Below are 21,966 nucleotides of genomic sequence, written 5' to 3'. Positions count from 1 at the left end.
CTAAATACTAATTATTTTTTTAAATCTCCGTTTTTTGGTGTTCTTTGTTTTCTATATCAGTTTCAGGCATTCCGTACAAACCATTCATGGCTTGTTCAACTGGTTGAAGTCCAGTTTTTGTAGTTTCAGATCTTAAGCTTTTTGAGTTTTTACTCTTTTCTTTTTTAGAATGTTGAAAATTCATTTTTATACCTCCAAACACTAAATTTTTTTGAAAATAAAAAGCGTATGAGAGAGTTTGACAGATAAACAAATGGATTATCTGCCGATTGAATGAACAATTATTTAAGCTATTAATGTAATAGCATCATATACATAGTATGTCATCTTTGCTAAAAAATATGTAAGAGGATATAGCAAGATTTTAATTTAAATGTAAATTTAGGTAATTTCTATTACATAAGGGTACAGCCCATGTCCATCAACTTAAGAGATTTTAATACCCCATTGTCATCAAGCTAGTATTTTGAATTGCCCCTAAAACAAAAAAATTATTATTTTATAGTTATTTATGAGAATTCAGCCCGTTTTTTTCGTTTTGGGGTAGTTTATTCTTGTTAGGTTGATGGGCATGTGGTAGATCCGGAACTTATACGCTTTATGGACGAGCACCACTTTCCACCTCACTTTCTATTTTAGTTTTTCTACATGCTTTTTTCACGATATGTATGAGAACGATATCGGAATATATTCAAAAATACTTCTCTCGTATCATTTCTTCTTTTTTGTCGAAATTCCTCTACCACCATTCATCTCCCACCTACTCATTAGACCATGTCCTACCCATTCCTTGAGGTGGGAGTTTTCTGTTGGGGAATGATAAATGAAAAAATATTTACCTTTCAATATTTCTTCTCTTGTACATTCCATACAAATTGTGAAGCATACTATCGGTACCGTAACAGAAAAAGTAGATGAACATAAATAAAAAGAGCCTTTTATAAGCTCTTTTTATTTACCATTCTGTTTTTCTAATACATATAAATCCTCTTCTATGTTCGACAATTTATCTGTAACTAATTTTCTCGCATCTCCAATCGCTTGATTATATACATACGGTCCAAGTAATTTTATCATCTCTTCTATTAAACGCTCTGCTTGGAAACGTCCAATTGTATCTAAGTCCTCTTCTTCAAAAAACTGCTGAATTTGCTCTACAAGCTCCTCTTTCTTTTCATTTGGTATTTTTACATTCATCATGAATTATCTTCTCCTCTATTTTTGAGATAAGGTTTTCCTTAACTCTACCATAGAAAAGCGTATTCCTGGACAAGTTTTTGTAACACCTTCTAATTCACGATGACCAAGTATGTGTGCTTCACATATAGAGAATTGTTCCATTAAGTCTCTACATAACGAATGTAAAGAATCTATTTGTGCTATGGTTGGATCATATTTATCAAAATTACCTGTCATACAAATCCCTATCGTTTCACTATTATATCCTTTTGCATGGGCTCCAACATATAATCCCCTACCTTCAAACACAGTCCCCTCTTCTTCAATAAAATAATTATATCCAATACCGCTCCACCCTCTTACCTTTTGATGGAATTCATGTGTTTTATACACATCCCATCCATCTTCAGCTGTATGATGAATAATGATTTTTGTTACACATTGCAGTGGCTTAAGCTTATCTCGAAAAGAGAATTTCGGTCTTTGAATTTTCATCTATATCCCTTCCCTTTACAAATGAATCATAATAGCAGTTTTATCATCCGGACGAATTCGTTTCTCTTGTTCTAGCTCTTCAATTATTGAAACATATGCCGGTATACCATATTTTTTGATATATTGTACTGTTTGTTCCAGTGACCAATCAGCATGAAATAGTCCATCAGAACAAATAAATATATCTTTTACTTCTCCTCGTGACAATATTCCTTGTTGAATCCATTCAATTGCTTCTGGCATTCCATTTGCTACTGCATATCCATTTGGCATATTAGCAAGATAACGATTATATTTTAATTGCTGTCTCACGTCATTAAATATATGTTCTTCCGGTACAGAACGTCCTTTGTTCCTATCTACTTCACGCTTTCTTTTCGCTCGTGTACTAATCCCTTTTACTGTATCCTTTGTTAACACCTTTATGGTTCCATCATGAAATGTAGCAACAATCATACAGTCACCAAGTTGAGCATATTGAATGATTTCATCTTTTATAAGAACTACAGCAATACATGTACACCATAAATGATGTTTCTTCGTCGTATCAATCCTATAATCTATCATTTTTTCTTGTAACGCTTCGTTTGCATTTACAATTTCCTCTTGTAAACTAGTCACTTCTTTTAGCGATGTAAAATGACTTGCAAATAAATGTGAGGCAAGATATGCTCCGTTATGCCCCGTTTCATCTTGAAATGGTGTAAGCGGTGTTGCTCCATCACACACACCATAAACTAGCATATCTTCATTACAAAAAAGTGTATCCTCACACTCCTGTTTCAAAGGACTTTTCTGTTGGTATCTTTTTATTTCCATTTCTTTACACTCCTCTATCCAACAATACTAACTATTCAAACTTTTTTGATTAATCTAATTTCCCTAAATAAACTGTTTTCCCAAAAGGCTTTCAATTTCATATATAATCTTGAAATAATATGATTTTTTTAGTGAAGGACGGGAAAAAGATGGTCAGATTTCTTGGAGTTATCATTGGTTCTATCATTATTGCAGTTGCCTTTAATCTTTTCCTCATCCCCCACAAAATATTAAGTAGTGGAATTGGTGGAATTGCTATTATCTTAGGAATTGTAACCCCTGTAAATACAGGAATTATTAATTTTGTATTAAACTTACCAATTCTTATTTTAGGATACATAGGCCTTGGAAAAAAAGTGATTTTTAATACCGTTGTCTCTGTTATAGTATTATCTGTAGCATTATACTGGATTCCAGTACAAATCGTCGCAAAAGACCCACTTCTTTCTTCCGTATTTGGAGGCGTAATTGCCGGTGCAGGAGTTGGTCTTGTCTTTAATTGTCATGGTTCCACCGGTGGATTCGATATTATCGGCATGCTATTATCTCGCAAAAGGGATATTAAACTCGGTGGTTTTCTCATTATTTTGAATACAGTTGTTATTGTAATTACTGGATTTTTCTTTGACTGGGATGTAGCATTAACGAGTTTACTTTCAATCTATGTAACAGGTAAAGTAATCGATGCTGTCCATACAAAACATCGTAAAGTTACACTTATGATCGTAACAAACCAAGCTGAAGAAATGAAAAAGAGACTTCTTTCAACTGTGGTACGTGGAATTACACTTCTTGATGGTGAAGGAGCTTATTCAAGTGAAAAAAAACGTGTACTTATGACGGTTGTTTCGCGTGAAGAGCTTGCTGATATGAAACTAGCCATTTCTGAAATTGATCCGCAAGCATTCGTAAATATTACAGAGACGGTTGAAGTATTAGGTTTATTTAGAAAAGGTTAAAAAACTAGGTAGAATTCCACCTAGTTTTTTTTATTTATTCTCCATAAATTCTACTCTATTTCCAAATGGATCTGAAACATAAAATCTAATTACATCTGGTCGAGCATGATCATCTATAACTTGAACCCCTTGCTCGATTAATTTTTGTTTAAATTCTTCAATTCTATGAACATAAAAAGCTGGATGTGCCTTTTTAGCAGGAGAAAAGGTTTGTTCAACTCCTATATGAATTTCTTGATTTCCACAACGAAACCAACAACCGCCACGTTTTCTTAATTCTTCAGGTTTTGGAATTTCTTCTAAACCTATTTTATGTCCATAAAATTCTCTTGCCTCTTCTTCACATCCTACAGGTGCTGCTACTTGTACATGATCGATTCCTTGAATGTAACTTACCATATATCTCTCCCCCTTTATATTTTTATTTTATAGTATACTGCTTAAAAAATAACTTATTTATATTTTATAAAACACGATAAGATTTACTAATCAGCTATATACATATTGTTTGTTTTATAATGAAGAGGGTATTTTAACAAGCACCGATTAAAAAGAGCGAAAAAACATTCAATTCTGTAACTTTATTTTTTATAGAAATATATAACATTTTTCATATATTATATTTATAATAGGTTATTGAATCTGTTTTAGATGCTAGTTGCATGGAGGAAAAGTTATGAGTCGGAAAAAGTTTTCATCTATTCAAAAAAATCGTTATTCGGCTGTGCCTCGCCGTTTACAAAGTCATATACAAAATTGTACTTTAACAGAAATGTATGCATCTCTTTTTGAGCATAATCCTGATAGTATTATTTCACTGAACTTACAAGGAATCATATTACATATTAATCCCTCTGCGGAAAAAATATTAGGATATACTTCAGAGGAATTAGAAAGAAAAACAATTACGTCTATTATAGAAGCACATATTTCTGATCAAGTACTACAACATATAAAGAATACTACAGCTGATAATCAAGAAGAATACATACTTTCTATCCGCCATAAAGATGGATATCAAATAGATGTAGTTACAAAATTAGTCCCTATTTTTATTCAAAATCACCTCTCGGGTGTATATGCAATTATGAAACCTCTCGAAAAATCTGAACGAATTGAAAAAATGTTAAAAGAGAGCGAAAAACGATTGCGCACATTAATGGATTCAATGCCAGCCTTTGTCATCTTTAAAGATCATGAAGGACGCTGGCTTGAAGCAAACGATTACGCACTTTCTTGCTTTGATTTTCACAACGTTCCTTATCATGGAAAAAAAGATAGTGAACTCGTTCAATATAACGAAGCGTACCGCGAAGCATTTTTACATTGCGAAGAAATTGATGAACTTGCATGGCAAAAAAAACAAATTATTCATGGTGAAGAATTGGTTTTTCATAAGGGTACATCCAATATGATTTTGGACCTTTCAAAAGTTCCACTCTTTCACCCTGACGGATCCCGAAAAGGACTCATTGTTATGGGCAGGGATGTTACTGAATTAAAAGAAACAGAGAAATTACTACGAAAATCTGAAAAATTAGCGGTAGTCGGACAGCTAACGGCAGGAATAGCTCATGAAATACGTAACCCATTAACAGCTTTAAAGGGATTCTTAACATTATTACGGCCTGATATTAGTGAAAAAAACAAGTGGTATATAGATGTTATGCTAAGTGAAATTTCACAAATTGAATCCATTACAAGTCAATTTATGGCGATGTCTAAACCACAAGTTTTATCTATCCATTCTTGTCAAATCCAAACAGTAATCGAAGAAGTTGTAACCTTCATTTTACCTACTGCGGTTATGCATAATGTACATATTATTATGGATCATTCTTCTGCTCTGCCCGAAATCCAATGTGATGCTAATCAGTTAAAACAAGTCTTTATTAATATTTTAAAAAACGCCATTGAAGCTATGCCAGATGGTGGAAATATCTTTATTAAAACGAAATCATTAAAAGATAATTTCATTTTAATACGTATTTTAGATGAGGGCTGTGGTATTCCGCAGGATCGTATTTCTCGTTTAGGTGAGCCTTTCTATAGTCTAAAAGAAAAAGGCACCGGACTGGGTTTAATGATGTGTTATAAAATTATCGATGAGCATCACGGTAAACTTCAAATCTCAAGTAAATTGAATAAAGGAACAACTGTAGATATTCGATTACCCATCTCCCCGGTGCCGAATAATAACAAGTAGCGTTTCATTCATTTTCTCTTCTCCCTATCATGTTATTCTCTTATATTTATTGCTTACATAATAAAAGAAGAACACCTTATGTGCTCTTCTTTTATTATTTTTCAGATTAATGTAGCAAGATGCTGCTTTGCATCGTATTCCCCTAAGCTTTCCCCTCGTTTAACACGATGAACAAAATCCGGATTAGAAATCAATAGTCTACCAAATGCTGCTACATCAATTGTACCTTCTTGTAGTGCTTCTTCTGCCTCTTTTGGATTTAAATTCCCAACTCCTACAATTATACCCTCCCAATATTTACGAACTAATTGATGTAAGTTTTTTCCGTCAGCTATAACTTGCGTATAATTCATTGTAGAAGGATGAATCATCGTTAATCCTACTTCACAGAACATCTCTATGAAAGTTTTTATTGCTGCTTCAGGATCTTTCCACATATAACCAGGGTTATCACCTTTAAATGCCGAAAAACGAATAAGCGTTTTATCTGTACCAATCGCACTTATAACAGCTTGTAATACTTCTTTCATAAACGTTAACCTTTGTTTTAAGTCTCCGCCGTATTGATCATTTCGATGATTCGCAAACTCATAAGCAAATTGATCAATTAAATATCCATGTGCCCCATGAATTTCTACCCCATCGAAGCCTGCTTCTATCGCATTCCTAGCAGCTTGTGCATACTGTTCGATAGTCTCTTGAATTTCCTCTATCGTCATCGCTTCTGGCGTATCAAAAGGCTTCCGAAAACGCGGGACATTTCCTTGTGCCGCAATAGCTGAAGGTGCTTGTGGTAAGAATCCACCTGTTAGTTCATGATGGCTCATACGTCCTACATGCCATATTTGCGCAATAATTGTTCCACCTTCTTTATGTACTGCATCTGTTACTGACTTCCAAGATTCAATTTGCTCCCCGGTATAAATACCTGGGACACCTGGATTCCCCTTCGCTCTTGGACTAATTACTATTCCTTCTGTAATAATGAGACCAACACCATCTGCCGCACGCTTTCGATAATACTCGGCTACATCAGCTCCGACTACTCCTGTTTCATCATTTGCGAAACAACGCGTCATCGGAGCCATTGCCACACGATTACGAAGAGACCAAGCTCCAATTTGAATCGGATCAAATAACTTTGTTTCTTCCACGTTTTGAAATGATCCCCAATTGTTTATATTCGTGCCTTCATAGATACTGGCTACTTTATTATTTGAATTTGGCATCTTTCTTCCCCCTTAATTAAAAATTCCACTTACATTTCATTGAAACGATGGAAATTATCTATAACCGCATCATAATTTCTCACAAACTAGTACGTCAATTTATACGCTCTTATCACACAATATTCGTATATTGGGCCATACAAAAAAGCCTCTTCAAATAAGAAGAGACCTCTTTTTTCTTATATACTAACCTGCTTACTAATTGTTTCTCTTGCTAACAGAAAACTCATAATAACCTGAGCAGCCACACGACTTGTCATATCACGAAAATCGAGCGTTGGATCGATTTCTACAATATCCATACCTTGGACAAGTGGTTCTTGCCCAAGTGCCGTAATCGCATCAAGTAACGTCGTACTATCCATCCCACCTGGGCCGATTGCCGGACATCCTGGTGCAAATGCCTGATCTAGTACATCCATATCCACAGAGACATATATAGCTGTAACCCCTTGTCTACGTAAGGTTTCAATGCTTTCTGAAATGATATCCTTGATTGCTCTCTCACGGACATGTTTCATTGTATACACCGTCACACCATGCTCTTTTGCATACTCATGGTACGTACGAGCATTTGAGAAATTACGAATACCAATTTGAACAAGCTGCTTCCCTGTAATCACATCATTTTCCAACAAGCTACGGAATGGTGTCCCATTAGACGGACCACCATCTTCTAAATTACGCAAATCATGATGCGCATCAAATTGAATAATACCAATTTTCCCTTTACTACTTGCAAAACCACTTATACTAGGAAAGCTAATAGAATGATCTCCTCCAAGAACGATTGGTACCATTTGTGGATTCACTTTCGTCAAATGACTCAGCGTCTTAGCAATACGAGCGTGACTTTCTTTTATGTCTGTAACATGCATTGTAATATCACCACAATCATACAAGACGCTTTCCTTCATATCATGCTCTTCTGTAATCGCATATGTGCTATATGCATCTAGCATTGCACGAATGGTTTTCGGTGCAAAACATGCACCTGAATGACTAATAGAAGGTTTAGAGAGCGGCGCACCAATTAAAGCCGCTCCAAAGATTTCTTCTCCATCCCACACTTTAATCATATCGCTCCATTTCGTTACTTCACGATCTATAAACTTTGCATTCTTCTTTAAATAGTGGCCTTGCTCCACGCTTTGTCACCTCTTGTATATGCAAGATTACCATTCTTCCATACTGTATTTACATGACTCACACCATAATGATACGGTACATACGCATAATTATATGCATCCCATAAAACTAGGTCTGCCTTACGTCCGACACGAATTTTCCCAGCAACATCTCCGCGATTAATCGCATATGCTGAGTTAACTGTTACAGCATTCCAAACTTCTTCTGGTGTCATTTTCAGTTTTAACATTGCAATGCTCATAATAAGCTGGATGTTTTCAGTCGGGCAGCTACCCGGGTTGAAATCTGTCGCTAAAGCAACCGCTACACCTTCGTCAATCATTTTACGTCCTCGTGCAAAACTTTCTTTATTTAAGTAGAAAGTTGTTCCTGGAAGTAACGTTGCAACTGTATTTGAATTAGCAAGCATTTCAATACCTTTATCCGATGCTCCAACTAAATGGTCTGCTGATGCCGCACCAATTTCAGCTGCCGCTTCCGCACCGCCAAGTGGATCAATTTCATCTGCATGAATCTTCACATCAAAGCCAAGTTCTTTCGCCTTTAATAAGAACTCTTTCGATTCTTCCACAGAGAATACCCCTGTTTCACAGAAAATATCAACGAACTCCGCTAATTGCTTCTCTTTCATCTCTGGTAATAAATCTAGCATCCACTGTAAAAACTCTTTTGATCTTCCTTTGTATTCTTTCGGAACAGCATGTGCTCCTAGAAATGTTGATACTAAATCAATTGGATGCTCTTTTTGCAACTGTGCCGCAGCTTCTAATTGCTTCCACTCTGTTTCAGCATCTAATCCATACCCGCTCTTTGCCTCCACTGTTGTAACGCCGAACGATAACATACGATCTAAATGGAATTTCGCCTTCTTCACAAGTTCTTCTTTCGATGCTTGCTTCGTTGCATTCACAGTCGAAAGAATTCCGCCGCCCTTTTCTAAAATTTCTAAGTACGGTACTCCCTGTAACTTAAGAGCAATTTCATTTTCACGAGATCCACCGAATACAAGGTGTGTATGAGGATCAACAAGCCCTGGAGAAACCATTTTCCCTTCGCAATCGATGATTTCTTTTACCTGTAAACCTTTTGCCTCTTCCGCTGTTCCAACGAAAGTAATCACACCATCTTCAATACCAACTGCACCATTTTCGATAACAGGAAGCGTGTTCATCGCTTCCCGTCTTAACAAGCCATCTTCTTGATCCATTGTTAGCAATTGGCCAATATTTGTTAGTAAAATGTCCAGCATGTTTCTTCCTCCTTATTTCATCATTGGAATGTTAACGCCTTTTTCTTTCGCTGTTTCAACAGCTAAGTCATATCCTGCGTCAACGTGACGAACAACACCCATACCTGGATCAGAAGTTAATACGCGCTCAATGCGTTTTGCTGCTGCTTCTGTTCCATCTGCAACAATAACCATTCCAGCGTGAAGTGAATATCCCATACCAACGCCACCACCATGGTGTACAGATACCCAGCTTGCACCGTTAACACTGTTAATTAATGCATTTAAAATTGGCCAGTCTGCCACTGCATCACTGCCGTCTTTCATCGCTTCTGTTTCACGATTCGGTGAAGCTACAGATCCGCAATCTAAATGATCACGGCCGATCACGATTGGTGCGGATAATTCACCATTTGCAACCATTTCATTGATGATACGTCCAAATTTTGCACGTTCCCCGTATCCAAGCCAACAAATACGTGATGGAAGTCCTTGGAACTCAACTTGCTGACGTGCCATACGGATCCAGTTACATAAATGCTCGTTATCCGCAAACTCACGTAAAATAACTTCATCTGTTTTATAAATATCTTCTGGGTCACCAGAAAGTGCTACCCAGCGGAATGGTCCTTTTCCTTCACAGAATAATGGACGAATAAACGCTGGGACGAACCCTGGGAAATCAAATGCATTTTTTAACCCTTCATCGAAAGCAACTTGGCGAATGTTATTACCATAATCAAATGTAATTGCACCTTTTTTCTGCATTTCAAGCATTGCTTCTACATGTTTTTTCATGCTTTCTTTTGATAATTGTACGTAGCGTTCTGGATCTTCTTCACGAAGTTTTGCCGCTTCTTCTAATGAATAACCCACTGGAACATATCCATTTAATGGATCATGTGCAGACGTTTGATCTGTCACTAGGTCTGGTGTAATATCACGTTTCACAAGTTCTGGTAAAATTTCTGCAGCATTTCCTAATAGTCCAATTGAAATTGGCTCTTTCTTTTCTTTATATTCTTTCGCAACAGCCAGCGCCTCTTCTAAAGATTCTGTATACATATCACAATACCTTTTTTCAATACGACGATCGATGCTACGCTTATCTACATCAATCGCAATAACTACCCCACCGTTCATCGTAACAGCAAGAGGTTGCGCTCCACCCATACCGCCTAAACCAGCAGTGAGTGTTAGCGTGCCTTTTAGTGAACCGCCAAAGTGTTGGCGCGCTGCTTCTCCAAACGTTTCGTATGTTCCTTGTAAAATCCCTTGTGTACCAATATAAATCCAGCTGCCAGCTGTCATTTGTCCATACATCATAAGACCTTTTTGTTCTAGTTCACGGAAGTGCTCCCAATTTGCCCATTTCGGTACTAAGTTCGAATTTGCTAAAAGAACGCGTGGTGCATCTTCATGCGATTTAAAAATAGCAACTGGTTTACCAGATTGAACAAGTAATGTTTCATCACTTTCTAATGTTTTTAACGAATCCACAATTGCATGATAGCTATCCCAGTTACGAGCTGCACGACCGATACCACCGTAAACAACTAACTCTTCTGGTTTCTCAGCTACTTCTGGATCTAAATTATTCATCAACATACGAAGAGCTGCCTCTTGAACCCAACCCTTAGTTTGTAGTTCTGTTCCTCTTGGTGCACGAATTGTTTGTTTTACATTTTCCATTTTAACCTCTCCCTTTTCCCTTTTTATAGTGTTGCATTTACATCCAATCGTTCTAATGTAAAGCGACTTGTTTTTAACCAATGTGCAAGATTTTCAATATCTGTTGAGAAAACACGATCATTTGTAATTGACGGTACTTGCTGACGTCCTTGGTGATAAAACGCTTTCGTTACTGTACTCATCTCTTGGATACCACGGTATTCCGCAGCTTGCATTGCGCAGATCATTTCAATTGCAAGGACACGTCTTACGTTTTGAATAATTTGATGTGCATGACGTGAAGCAATTGTTCCCATACTTACATGATCTTCTTGGTTAGCTGATGATGGAATTGAGTCCACACTCGCTGGATGAGCTAGCGTTTTATTTTCTGAAACAAGTGAAGCTGCTGCGTATTGCATAATCATTGCACCAGACTGAAGCCCTGGCTCTGGACTTAAAAATGGTGGTAAATCATTTAATTGTGGGTTCACAAGACGCTCAATACGGCGCTCAGAAATATTCGCCAGTTCCGCCATTCCAACCTTCAAAAAGTCCATTGCAAATGCAATTGGCTGACCATGGAAGTTCCCGCCAGAAATTACTTTTTCTCCACCATCAAAAATCAATGGGTTATCTGTTGCTGCGTTCATTTCAATTTCTAATTTTTCTTTCACATAATTTAAAACTTGCCAAGAAGCACCGTGCACCTGCGGAATGCAGCGAAGTGAGTATGCATCTTGTACACGCAGTTCTCCTTGCTTTGTTATTAGTTTACTGTCATGAAGTACGTCGCGAAAACGCTTCGCAACTTCCACTTGTTCTTTATAGCCACGTGCTTTATGCACATTTTCATCAAATGCATCGATAATGCCACGCAATCCTTCAATTGTCATGGAAGCAATTAATTCTGATTGATAAGCAATCGCCTCAGCTTCTATATAAGAAAGAATTCCTTGTGCTGTCATTGCTTGCGTACCATTGATTAATGCAAGCCCTTCTTTCGCTTCTAATTCAATTGGCTCTAAACCTTCTTCTGTAAGAGCTACCATTGCATGAACGCGTTTCCCCTTATAGAACACTTCTCCTTCCCCTAATAGAACAAGAGCAAGATGAGATAGTGGCGCTAAATCACCGCTCGCTCCAAGTGATCCTTGCTGCGGGATAACCGGATGAATTTTACGGTTTACAAACTCTAGCAACATATTCACAACAAGAGGGCGAACACCCGATACCCCTTTTAACATCGTATTAGCTCGTAAAATCAACATTCCGCGTGACACTTCTTCAGGGAATGGATCGCCAACTCCACATGCATGTGATTGAATTAAGTTATGTTGAAGTGCTTTTACATCATCTTTTTGAATAAATACATCACTAAATTTTCCAAACCCAGTTGTAATACCGTAAACAACTTTTCCCCCTTCTACAATTTTTTCAACAACTTCGCGGCACTCCGCTACTTTTTGCATGCTATTTGGACAAGGTGTTACTCCTTCTCCTTCAAGCAGCAAGCGCTTCATTTCTTCTACTGTCAATGAATGTCCTGTTAATGTAATCATCCTTTTTCCTCCTTAAAAAGAGCAAAAGGGGACCTTACCTTTTCAAGACAGACTTCTGTCCTAAAAAGCAAGGCCCCCTTCTAACTAATAGACTATGGGCAAATCATATGTGATTAATTCCTAAACCAATCGCCTCATGCTCAGATCCTTTTACAGGCGCACCTATCGTTCCATAAAGTGCAACAGCAAGCCATTCGCCTTCTTTTTTTCCGTCGTATGGTGTGCCGCGCACGATTGCAAACCGAAGACCTACTGTACGAAGAACGTCTGCTAACTGAATTTGACCTCTCGTTACCCCGTACAACGCTTCCATGATTGCATGATAAAGTGCATGCGTTTCTCTGTAAACGTCTGTTTCAATAACTTGGTTGCTCTTAGCCGCTGTTTCCATTGCTGCGACAACTTTTTGCGAATTCATAGAACCGACTTTCCCAGTACAATATTTCCAACCTTTCGGAGTCGATAATACAGGGCTTTTATTCTCATCCGCAAGTGCCAACAACATAGCCATACGACCAATTCGATGTGTTCCTTGAAGAAGCATGTGACTCTCTCATTTCTCGTGAATTATTTGAATATTACTTAATTTAAGAATATATGAAAACGGTTAAATCGTCAATAGTTTAAATAATTATTTAAATGAATTTTTTCAATACTCTGTTCAATTGTGTACACAATTTATTTACAGAAAATTTCTAGCCATGCTATAGTTTCACTAACAACTGCAAGGGGGACCCGAATTGGTTAAGAGAAAAGATATTCACTTTCGAATTGACGAAAGATTACTAGAAAGATTTGAAGCAGCACTTCATTATGAATGTCTAAATAAAACAGATATTTTAACACATGCTATTCAGCAATTTTGTGTAAAGGTGGAATCAGAAAAATTGAATGATATAAAAAGGCAATACGCTGTAAGTAACCATCTGCAAACACGGATCGATACTCATAAAAAATATGAGGAAAAACGAGTAGACTTAGATGAAATTGTAATAGGTCATCTACAATTACAAGGAACGGAAAAGATATTAGAAGTTGGATGCGCTAATGGAAAGTTCCTTGCACTGCTACAAAAAAACGGTCATAAGGGGCATCTCACTGGTTTGGATCAATCTATAACTATGCTGCGAGAAGCCGCTATAAATGGAGCGCAGCAACATGTAAATATTGAATGGGAACTTGGAGGTGCTACCAAACTCCCTTTCCCAGCTGATTCTTATGATTGGATCATCGCAAGACATATGCTGTATCACATGACAGATGTTGAAAAAACAATTCAAGGATTTCATAAAGTAATTTTTCCTGAAGGCAGGTTCCTAGCCACAACAAATTCCAAAATCTCATTACCCCGTATAGATGAGATGTGTAACAAAATGTTAGTCGCATTCGATTTACCCGAAAAAGCACCATCAGCTTCTCCATTTTGTTTAGAAAACGGAAAACAATTATTACAATCTGTTTTTCAAACTGTGGAGGAAACAGTTATTCATAATGCACTTCTATTTCATCATGCTACACCTATCGTTAACTATATCTCTAGTATGTTTCCATCTTTAAACATACCTGATGACATTCATCTTCATTCAGAAATGAAAGGATGGCTGACCATGGAAATAGAAAATGAATTATCTCTTCATGGCGGAGTATGGCATGATCCAAAAACACTAGCTATTTATAGATGTACAAAATGAATTTGAATCTACTTTATAATAAGCTCTTTAAATTTATCTTAGGTTGATGTTGATATGGCGATACCCCAAGAGGGGAATTATATATTACAAATATAACAATAAACAAAAATACAAGAGGTGAAACTGTTGGCTATAAAACAAAAGGAAATTAAGGTAGTAATTGGTGCAGGGGAATATAATAATAATCCAGGCTGGCTACATACAAATGAAGAGGAATTGAATTTATTAAAAAGGGAAGATTGGACAAAAAAGTTTGATCCTAATTCTTTAGCGGTAATTTTAGCGGAGCATGTATGGGAACATTTATCATATGAAGAAGGCATAGAAGCGGCGAAAGTATGTTATGAATTTTTAAAACATGGTGGTTATATTCGATGCGCCGTTCCTGATGCATTTTTCCCAGATGAAGAATACCAAGAGGCTGTACAAGTTGGAGGACCTGGACCTAAAGACCACCCCGCAGCTAGTCATAAAATAGTTCATAATTATGAAACTTTAAGGAAAATATTTGAAACTGTTGGATTCGAAGTGGAATTACTTGAATATTGTGATGAAGAAGGACATTTTCATTACAATGAGTGGGATGGAGCCGATGGGGTTATTTTTCGTTCAAAAAAATATGATCCACGAAATCAAGGGGATACACTTGTTTTTCCGTCGTTAATTATAGATGCAATAAAGTTTTAGTTATTAAGCTAAACAGGTGCTCTTCTTGAAGAAAAGCTTTAAAGTCGATTTCCAATAGGAGATCGGCTTTTTTAGTATCATAACTCAACAATCTTGATACCTCTTCATCATTATAAAGGTATATGCGGTTTCGTAACATATATTTATAAATCGCGTGACAGTTATATACAAGCACCCAAAATACTAAAATTGAAAGTTATATAAAACTCTCATTCTTAGGGCATTAGAAAAAATTAGCTTGATGGTCATTCCGTGAACCAGAAGAACGAAAACCTTATCCTGTCTGGCTTTATCCAAATGAAAAATGGTTTGATGCACACTATCAATATATCGATAAAAAAACACGGGGCACTATGTCAAAAAATCACTGAGCATTTACTTGCACTAATGAAACAAGCCTATTCTTCCTCCATATAAAAAGCTAGCAATTTGCTAGCTTTTTATCCCCTTTACATGCACTTTCACTCTTCAACTGTTTGTTCGAAAAGCTTTTCTATTAGTATATTGCCTTTACCTCGATATACATTCCCTTTATGCTCATTCATTATCCCAAAATATTCAGCTATTGCAACTCCAAATTCGACAAAACCATGCCCTTGTGCTGTTATAATATTTTTATAACTAACAACATTTTTATAAATAAAAGTCCCTATAGGAAAACAATCTATTTTACTATAATCCAACGTAACTGTATAAGGAATATCTTTTAATACACCAGCTGTTGCCAATACAAATGGTCCAGCACAAATAGCTGCAACTAATTTTTCTTTTTTATAGAATTGACGCACGATAGAAAACAGCTCTTTAGCATCTTTAATATGTTTGACATCCCCACCAGGAATAATCATCCACATGAACTTCAGTTAATTCCAAATGCGTTTGCACTTGCAATCCTGTTTCACTTGTGATGATATTTTTTGTTACTCCTACTGTTTCAATTTTATAGTCGTCTTTCAATAACGCTGTAGCCACGGTAACCTCGAATTCTGCAAATGTCGGATATACAAATAAAAGTATTTTCTTCATGTTCTCTTCTCCCTCACCCATTTCATAAAATACACCACTGTTTCCTCTACTGTCACTTCATCAGTATTCACATATGTAACCGAAAATTGTTTATACCACTCCCTTTCCACTTCTACCAATTCTAACTGCTCTTCAAATGAACTTCGTCTTCTCGACGTATCATTCTCTTTTCTCTCCTGCAATATCTTTTTAGAAACATCCAAATAACAAATCGCATCTGAACGACATTTCCTTAATTTATGTAATTCATCTTTTAATTCCTTTTCAATATCCCAATCCATTCCTATCAATTTTGGAAAATGTATTGTATAAAATTCAACATCTTCTGGGCCCCGATCAAATATCACAATATCTCCCATGACACTTTGAACCTGTTTAATCTTCGCTTCAATAAACATTTTTTGATTTGTAATAAATCCCTCTTTTGTGTAAATATCCAAATTTAATCTTTTTCTTTTTTCTACAATTTCATAAGGATTTTCATATATTACTTGAAAACCTCTTTGCTCTAATCTTCTTGCTAACGTTGTTTTTCCGCCTGCCATTGGTCCTTGAAGTGAAATTATATACGTCATTTTTCCCATCCTTTTCCACTAAAATAAACCTCTTTTTTACAATAAACGGAATTTTATAAACTATCAACAAAATACTTCCTACCTTGTTTCCTATTTCTATCTAGCTTATAATAAAAAATAGAGACGATTATGGACGCCTTTTGTGTAAGCTTGGATTTCCAAGCTTACATTATTTTTTGCTTTCCCTTTCATTAAAAACAGGGTATACTACAATAGAACATATGTTCTTAATGATTACATATAGTAAGGAGATAGAACAAATGGTATACGATACAAAAGTAATTTCTTGGAACGAATCTTTAAAACAACTACAACGTCGCTACACAAATCAAGCAGTAGATCGAAAACAATTTGAAGATGTTGAACTCATGGAGTTTTTCCGCGATAACGACTACATTTCTCTTCCTACACATATTAGCGGCCTATCAACAAAACGTTTTACTTCTTACTCTATTTTCACCACTGATGATAAAGATCGTAAAGTTGGAACACTCATTATTGAATATTTAGAAGATGATAATGATATATTACGTGTCGAACAACTATACTTTGTTTAATTCAGAACGCTTGGTCAAAACGGCCAAGCGTTCTTGCTTTCTATCAATCTCACTGCTTATAATACTAGTAAAAGCAAAACTGCTATCGCAAAGGGGGTATATACTTGCTTGAAGGATGGTTTAGTTGGTTTATTGTGATTTGGACCGTTATTTTACTAGGACTTATGTCTATTGGTGGATATTTCATGTTCCGAAAATTCTTAAAACGATTACCGAAAGAAGATGGCATGTCTATTTTAGATTGGGAAGAGCGTTATATTGATCAAACAAGGCACTTATGGGATGATGAGCAAAAACAATTGTTAGAAGAACTTGTAAGTCCTGTTCCTGAGCTATTTCGTGATGTTGCCAGGTCAAAAATTGCTGGTAAAATTGGAGAACTTGCATTACAAGAAAAAGCTTCAAAAATAACTGAAGATTTAATCATTAAAGGATATATTGTAGCAACTCCAAAACGAGATCATAAATTTCTCATTAAAAAATTACAAGAAAAGCAAATTGATTACTCTCGTTATCAATCACTGTTAGCCAAATAAAAAAACCTCAAGGAATCTTGAGGTTTTTTACGTTAACTTCATATCTTTCTCATTATAAAAACCATCTTCCTTTTCCATTTCCTTTTGCACTTTTGTAAATGAACGATACATAGCAATTCTCCATGATACAATCATTGCAAAAGCAAGTAAGAAGAACATACCACTTAGTTGCCCTAAATCAAGCGATTGACTTAAATATGTTTTAAAGACAATACGCACCACAAGCAAACCGATTAAAATAAATACGAAAGCTTTTGAACGTTTCAAGTAAATCTCTTGTCCACGCACTTCAAATTTAGATGTTTTAATAAGAAATATTGAGAAAAACAAACCTACACCGATCGCTTCTAACATTTCCGCTGGTGTCAGGCGAAATTCCGGAAAAATGTACATCAGTGCCCCCGTACTCATGAAAAATGGTGGGAGAATGATTTTTTTCAATGTTGCAGGTTTCTTCGCTGCTTTTAAACGAATGAACATCGCACCAACAGCCATACAAACAGCAACAATACTCGACAAAAGAACTATGTTCATACTTTCTCATCCTTTTTTGTGGCAATATGAAAATCTAGTTTCATTATATGCTTTTCTACTAGTATTTCCAACATTTTCACAGGATAATACTAAAAACCGGTGAAACCACCAAATAAACTTGAGAAATACGCAATAATTTTTGTCATCCAATTAAAGTATAAAAATATACCCATAACAATCATGATATATCCGCCTACTTTCACAAACGTTCCACTATGTCGTTTAATCCAAGACATTTTCGTAATAAAAAATGAAAGTATAAAGAACGGTATTGCAAAACCAAGTATGTAAGCAATCATATATAGCATTGCTGATTCTGGATTCGTACTAGCCAGTCCAATTACAGCTACTAAAATTGGTCCTGTACAAGGTGTCCAACCAGCAGCAAATGCCAATCCAATTAAAATAGATCCAATATAACCACTAGGACGACTTTTAAATGTAAATTTTCGATCTTGCATTAAAAACTTTGGTTTAAATACCCCCACAATTACAAGTCCGAATACAATAATGAATAGTGCCCCTAACTGTCTAATTAAATCTTTATAATCTTGAAAAAATGATCCAATAAAACTTGTACCAAAACCAATTGCGATAAAAACAATAGAAAATCCAAATAAGAAAAACGCCGTATGTATCATACTTCTTTTACGGAGCATCGCATTTTCTTCTTTTAATTCAGAAACCGACATTCCCGTTATGTAAGATAAAAATGCTGGATAAAGTGGCAAGCAACAAGGGGAAATAAATGATAAGAATCCCGCACCAAACGCTAAAAAAATATTAATATCTTGCATCGTTTCACTCCTCTCTTCTACAATATTGTAGCAAAAATGAAAGAAAATACTATGTACAATTCATGAATTCACTATTTACAACGTTTTAATAAGAAAAAATAGCTGTACACCGCTATTTTTCTAAAGCGTTTTCATTTTTCTTCTATTATAAATGTATTCTGTTATTCATTAACATATCAAAGCTTCTTTCAAACAACAAATGATTCGTCTACGATACCTCTGTATACAAGACATTCCCTATAAAAAAATATTTTTTTCAAATGATAACTTTATACAGCCCATTCCTTACCTTACAATACTTCTATAATTATAAATTTCAAGATTATGCATAAATATCATATTTTTATTATTATTCTATAAAATGTCACACTTTTCTTTCATTTGACCCTTCATTTTTAATTTTGTATACTTCCATCTAGTTATATATGTCCGTTTTAGAACAATTAAATATATAGGATGGGAGGGATTTTCATGCTTCGTTATTCTCTTTTAGTTTTATTAGGAGCATGTAGCTATGGAATTTTAGCTATCTTTGTTAAACTTGCATACGCAGAAGGTTTTTCACTTGGAGAAGTAATTGGTAGTCAATATTTGTTCGGTTGGTTTATTTTGCTTGGAATTACACTCCTATTTTCTAGGCACCGCGTTCCACTGAAACAAATGCTTATTTTATTTGTCGCTGGAACCTCTGCAAGTTTCACAGGAATTTTTTATTACGCTTCACTGAAAACTGTGCCGGCATCTATTGCCATTATACTGTTATTCCAATTCGTTTGGGTTGGTATTATCATTGAAGCTGTGGCAACAAAAACATTACCATCAAGAGAAAAAGTTATTTCTGTTCTCTTTTTACTTGCTGGTACATTCTTATCGAGCGGATTATTAGAAAAATCAGCAGGCGATTTCGATACAACTGGAATCATATTAGGTTTACTATCTGCTGTTACATTTGCAACCTACATTTTTGTAAGTGGTAGAGTTGCTGTCGAAGTACCATCATTACCACGAGGCGTTCTCTTAATGGCTGGTGCTTTAACTTTAGTAATGATAGTATTCCCACCAACATTTATTTTTAACGGGGCTATTTCACAAGGACTTTGGAAATATGGTTTAGGACTCGGAACGTTTAGTATTGTCATTCCATCCATCGCCTTCACAATCGGCATTCCAAAAATCGGTTCTGGATTAGCAACTATTCTTGGTGCAGCTGAACTACCTGTTACAACAATTATGTCTGTATTTGTTTTAAAAGAAGCGGTACTCTCTTCTCAATGGCTTGGTGTATCACTTATCTTGGTTGGTATTGCAATTCCACAAATTGCATTTGCGATGCGCGGACGATATCGAAAACATCATACACATAAGAAAGTTGCTGCATAAAAGAAAAGAGGCTTCTCATTTGAGAAACCTCTTTTTTTAGTATTTCCTATTATTTTTTAGCCCGATTCGCAATTTCTAAAGCGCGGTCTGTTTCTTTAGCTGCTTGATCTAATGCTTGTTTTACATCTGTTCCTTCTATAATACTTTCCATTGCCTTTTGTACTTTTTGACGCGATTCTGGAAATACTGTAATTAACGCGCCCTGTGTTGCAGGTGATACTTTCGAATCATGAAGTTGATTCACCGTTACTTGTAATTGTGGATATTTCTCATATTCTTTTTTAACTAATTCCTCCTCATACGCCTTTGGATTTACCGCGAAGTATCCTGTGTTTACATGCCATTCTGCTTGTATAGATGGTGTAGTCATATACTTCATAAACTCCCAAACCGCTTTTTGTTTCTCTTTCCCAATATCTTTGGCCATCCATAATGATGCGCCGCCAATAATAACACCTTCCCTTTGAACATCTTCAGGATAAGGTAGATACGCTACCCCAACTTGAAACGGTGCGCTGTTAATTATATCCTTCACACCAGCTGAAGAATCTAGGTACATTGCTGTTTTCCCCGCTAAAAAGGCAGCACGCGTATTATCCCAATCCGAACCGTAGTTACCATTAATACCTTCTTTATTAAGATTATTGACAAACTCTAAAATTCTTTGCCCCTCTTTCCCATTAAAAGTTGCTTTCGTTGCTGCTTTAGCACGACCATTATCATTATTTACATACGTTCCGCCTTGAACCGCTAACATTTCTTCAAAAAACCAAGTATCTAATAAATAAGTAAACCCGTAACGCTTTACTTGATTCCCTTCTTTTTTCGTTAATTTCTTCCCTGCTTCCTCTATTTCTTTAAATGTCTTTGGGGCTTGGTCTGGATCTAATCCCACTTCCTTAAATGCATCTTTGTTATATACCATAACAGGTGTAGAAGAGTTAAAAGGCATCGAATATTGCTTTTTATCTACTGTATAATAACTGCGAATATTTGGTTCCCATTGAGACACATCATACTTATCTTGATCGATGAACTTTTGAACCGGTTCAATTTTCCCGCTATCAATCATATATTTCGTTCCACCATCAAAAACTTGAATAACATCTGGTGCATCCTTTGTGCCTGCAATATTCTTGTACTTAATAAACGATTCATCATATGTACCTTGGAACAACGCTCTTACTTCAACTTTATCTTGAGATTGATTATACTTTTGAACAATTTGTTCTAAAACTTCTTTTGTTTTTCCACCCATTGCATGCCAAAATACAATCTCTGTCTTTCCACTGCTCATTTTTTCACTGTTCTCCTTAACTTTTGATTGCTCTTTCCCAGAAACATTTGAATTGGAGCAGGCTGTTACCAAAAACAAAATACATAATGATACAATAGTAAGAAATTTTTTCCCCACACTTCTCAACTTTCTCTCCCCCTTTTCATACAAAAAGACCATAAGTAACAATAGCGATTTTAAATCATTCTCCGCTGCGTTATACTATGGCCTCTACACGAATTTTGTATGTATTTGTGTTTACATGTTTTAGTATATCTTACATTTATGAATTTCTTGTAAATAACGATCATGTAGTGTAAAAGATACAATATTTTAATGTAAAAATTTGTTACCATTAACAAATTAAGATAGAGAAAAACCGTTAAGATTATTCTTCTTAACGGCTTTTT

Annotated in this window: 22 protein-coding genes and 1 pseudogene; 7 read left to right on the top strand and 16 right to left on the bottom strand. The window is 35.8% G+C overall.

The features are described from left to right. Positions 1–19 precede the first annotated feature (19 nt). From M014_RS28515 to M014_RS0116285, 4 genes are all read right to left on the bottom strand, one after another. On the bottom strand, positions 20–184 hold the full coding sequence (locus M014_RS28515; RefSeq protein ID WP_081811062.1) for a DUF4021 domain-containing protein: 165 nt from the start codon (positions 182–184) through the stop codon (positions 20–22). Between the two features lie 767 nt (positions 185–951). Then, the gene (locus M014_RS0116295; RefSeq protein ID WP_026592693.1) at positions 952–1,200 is read right to left on the bottom strand and encodes a DUF2164 domain-containing protein; all 249 of its coding nucleotides are present in this window, start codon (positions 1,198–1,200) and stop codon (positions 952–954) included. A 15-nt stretch (positions 1,201–1,215) separates the two neighbouring features. Beyond that, the gene (locus M014_RS0116290) at positions 1,216–1,674 is read right to left on the bottom strand and encodes a peptidoglycan recognition protein family protein (RefSeq protein WP_026592692.1); all 459 of its coding nucleotides are present in this window, start codon (positions 1,672–1,674) and stop codon (positions 1,216–1,218) included. A gap of 15 nt (positions 1,675–1,689) precedes the next feature. Further along, positions 1,690–2,493 carry a protein phosphatase 2C domain-containing protein gene (locus M014_RS0116285; RefSeq protein ID WP_026592691.1) on the bottom strand — a complete coding sequence of 268 codons (804 nt, stop codon included), beginning with the start codon at positions 2,491–2,493 and terminating at the stop codon, positions 1,690–1,692. Positions 2,494–2,612: 119 nt separating this feature from the next. On the opposite strand from M014_RS0116285, the gene M014_RS0116280 reads away from it, so the two are divergent. Beyond that, positions 2,613–3,452 carry a YitT family protein gene (locus M014_RS0116280; protein ID WP_081811061.1) on the top strand — a complete coding sequence of 280 codons (840 nt, stop codon included), beginning with the start codon at positions 2,613–2,615 and terminating at the stop codon, positions 3,450–3,452. Between the two features lie 30 nt (positions 3,453–3,482). On the opposite strand, the gene M014_RS0116275 is transcribed toward M014_RS0116280, so the two are convergent. Continuing rightward, positions 3,483–3,851 carry a VOC family protein gene (locus M014_RS0116275; protein WP_026592689.1) on the bottom strand — a complete coding sequence of 123 codons (369 nt, stop codon included), beginning with the start codon at positions 3,849–3,851 and terminating at the stop codon, positions 3,483–3,485. 277 nt (positions 3,852–4,128) lie between these two features. Between M014_RS0116275 and M014_RS0116270 the strand changes: the two genes are divergently transcribed. Then, on the top strand, positions 4,129–5,658 hold the full coding sequence (locus tag M014_RS0116270; RefSeq protein WP_026592688.1) for a BA3702 family sensor histidine kinase: 1,530 nt from the start codon (positions 4,129–4,131) through the stop codon (positions 5,656–5,658). Positions 5,659–5,759: 101 nt separating this feature from the next. Here M014_RS0116270 and M014_RS0116265 read toward each other — a convergent pair whose 3' ends face one another. The 6 genes from M014_RS0116265 to hutP all read right to left on the bottom strand — a co-directional run bounded on the left by M014_RS0116265 (position 5,760) and on the right by hutP (position 13,041). Next, positions 5,760–6,887: an alkene reductase gene (locus tag M014_RS0116265; protein ID WP_026592687.1), complete on the bottom strand. Its 1,128-nt coding sequence runs from the start codon at positions 6,885–6,887 to the stop codon at positions 5,760–5,762. 179 nt (positions 6,888–7,066) lie between these two features. Continuing rightward, complete coding sequence (gene hutG, locus M014_RS0116260; protein ID WP_026592686.1) at positions 7,067–8,035, bottom strand: formimidoylglutamase; 969 nt, start codon at positions 8,033–8,035, stop codon at positions 7,067–7,069. Next, positions 8,014–9,285, bottom strand: a complete 1,272-nt coding sequence (gene hutI, locus M014_RS0116255) for an imidazolonepropionase (RefSeq protein WP_026592685.1) — start codon at positions 9,283–9,285, stop codon at positions 8,014–8,016. The genes hutG and hutI overlap by 22 nt, the downstream gene beginning before the upstream one ends. A 12-nt stretch (positions 9,286–9,297) precedes the next feature. Next, a complete protein-coding gene (gene hutU, locus M014_RS0116250; RefSeq protein WP_026592684.1) occupies positions 9,298–10,956 on the bottom strand; it encodes a urocanate hydratase in 1,659 nt (552 codons plus the stop codon). 23 nt (positions 10,957–10,979) lie between these two features. Then, the gene (gene hutH / locus M014_RS0116245) at positions 10,980–12,497 is read right to left on the bottom strand and encodes a histidine ammonia-lyase (RefSeq protein ID WP_026592683.1); all 1,518 of its coding nucleotides are present in this window, start codon (positions 12,495–12,497) and stop codon (positions 10,980–10,982) included. A gap of 103 nt (positions 12,498–12,600) precedes the next feature. Next, positions 12,601–13,041 (bottom strand): hut operon transcriptional regulator HutP, encoded by a 441-nt coding sequence (gene hutP / locus M014_RS0116240; protein ID WP_026592682.1) that lies wholly within the window; start codon positions 13,039–13,041, stop codon positions 12,601–12,603. A 196-nt stretch (positions 13,042–13,237) separates the two neighbouring features. On the opposite strand from hutP, the gene M014_RS0116235 reads away from it, so the two are divergent. Both M014_RS0116235 and M014_RS0116230 read left to right on the top strand, forming a co-directional pair. Next, a complete protein-coding gene (locus M014_RS0116235) occupies positions 13,238–14,188 on the top strand; it encodes a class I SAM-dependent methyltransferase (RefSeq protein ID WP_026592681.1) in 951 nt (316 codons plus the stop codon). 126 nt (positions 14,189–14,314) lie between these two features. Further along, a complete protein-coding gene (locus M014_RS0116230) occupies positions 14,315–14,875 on the top strand; it encodes a class I SAM-dependent methyltransferase (RefSeq protein ID WP_026592680.1) in 561 nt (186 codons plus the stop codon). 461 nt (positions 14,876–15,336) lie between these two features. On the opposite strand, the pseudogene M014_RS27105 reads toward M014_RS0116230, so the two are convergent. Beyond that, a pseudogene (locus M014_RS27105) lies at positions 15,337–15,901 on the bottom strand (DJ-1/PfpI family protein). Beyond that, the gene (locus M014_RS0116215) at positions 15,898–16,476 is read right to left on the bottom strand and encodes an AAA family ATPase (protein WP_026592679.1); all 579 of its coding nucleotides are present in this window, start codon (positions 16,474–16,476) and stop codon (positions 15,898–15,900) included. Before M014_RS0116215 ends, M014_RS27105 begins: the two are co-directional and overlap by 4 nt. A 260-nt stretch (positions 16,477–16,736) precedes the next feature. Here M014_RS0116215 and M014_RS0116210 point away from each other — a divergent pair, with 260 nt between their 5' ends. Next, positions 16,737–17,033, top strand: coding sequence for a hypothetical protein (locus M014_RS0116210; RefSeq protein ID WP_026592678.1), 297 nt, complete (start codon positions 16,737–16,739; stop codon positions 17,031–17,033). 104 nt (positions 17,034–17,137) lie between these two features. Next, positions 17,138–17,569 carry a DUF2621 domain-containing protein gene (locus M014_RS0116205; protein ID WP_026592677.1) on the top strand — a complete coding sequence of 144 codons (432 nt, stop codon included), beginning with the start codon at positions 17,138–17,140 and terminating at the stop codon, positions 17,567–17,569. Positions 17,570–17,596: 27 nt separating this feature from the next. On the opposite strand, the gene M014_RS0116200 is transcribed toward M014_RS0116205, so the two are convergent. Beyond that, positions 17,597–18,103, bottom strand: coding sequence for a CcdC family protein (locus M014_RS0116200; RefSeq protein ID WP_026592676.1), 507 nt, complete (start codon positions 18,101–18,103; stop codon positions 17,597–17,599). A gap of 89 nt (positions 18,104–18,192) precedes the next feature. Further along, the gene (locus M014_RS0116195; RefSeq protein ID WP_026592675.1) at positions 18,193–18,900 is read right to left on the bottom strand and encodes a cytochrome c biogenesis CcdA family protein; all 708 of its coding nucleotides are present in this window, start codon (positions 18,898–18,900) and stop codon (positions 18,193–18,195) included. 471 nt (positions 18,901–19,371) lie between these two features. Here M014_RS0116195 and M014_RS0116190 point away from each other — a divergent pair, with 471 nt between their 5' ends. Further along, the gene (locus M014_RS0116190; RefSeq protein WP_026592674.1) at positions 19,372–20,280 is read left to right on the top strand and encodes an EamA family transporter; all 909 of its coding nucleotides are present in this window, start codon (positions 19,372–19,374) and stop codon (positions 20,278–20,280) included. 49 nt (positions 20,281–20,329) lie between these two features. On the opposite strand, the gene M014_RS0116185 is transcribed toward M014_RS0116190, so the two are convergent. Next, complete coding sequence (locus M014_RS0116185; RefSeq protein ID WP_026592673.1) at positions 20,330–21,703, bottom strand: ABC transporter substrate-binding protein; 1,374 nt, start codon at positions 21,701–21,703, stop codon at positions 20,330–20,332. Between the last annotated feature and the right edge of the window lie 263 nt (positions 21,704–21,966).

Source organism: Bacillus sp. UNC437CL72CviS29, assembly GCF_000482345.1.
Taxonomy (GTDB): Bacteria; Bacillota; Bacilli; order Bacillales; family Bacillaceae_G; genus Bacillus_A; species Bacillus_A arachidis.
Note: the sequence above shows the minus strand (reverse complement) of the source record. Positions and strands in the feature narration are given on the sequence as shown.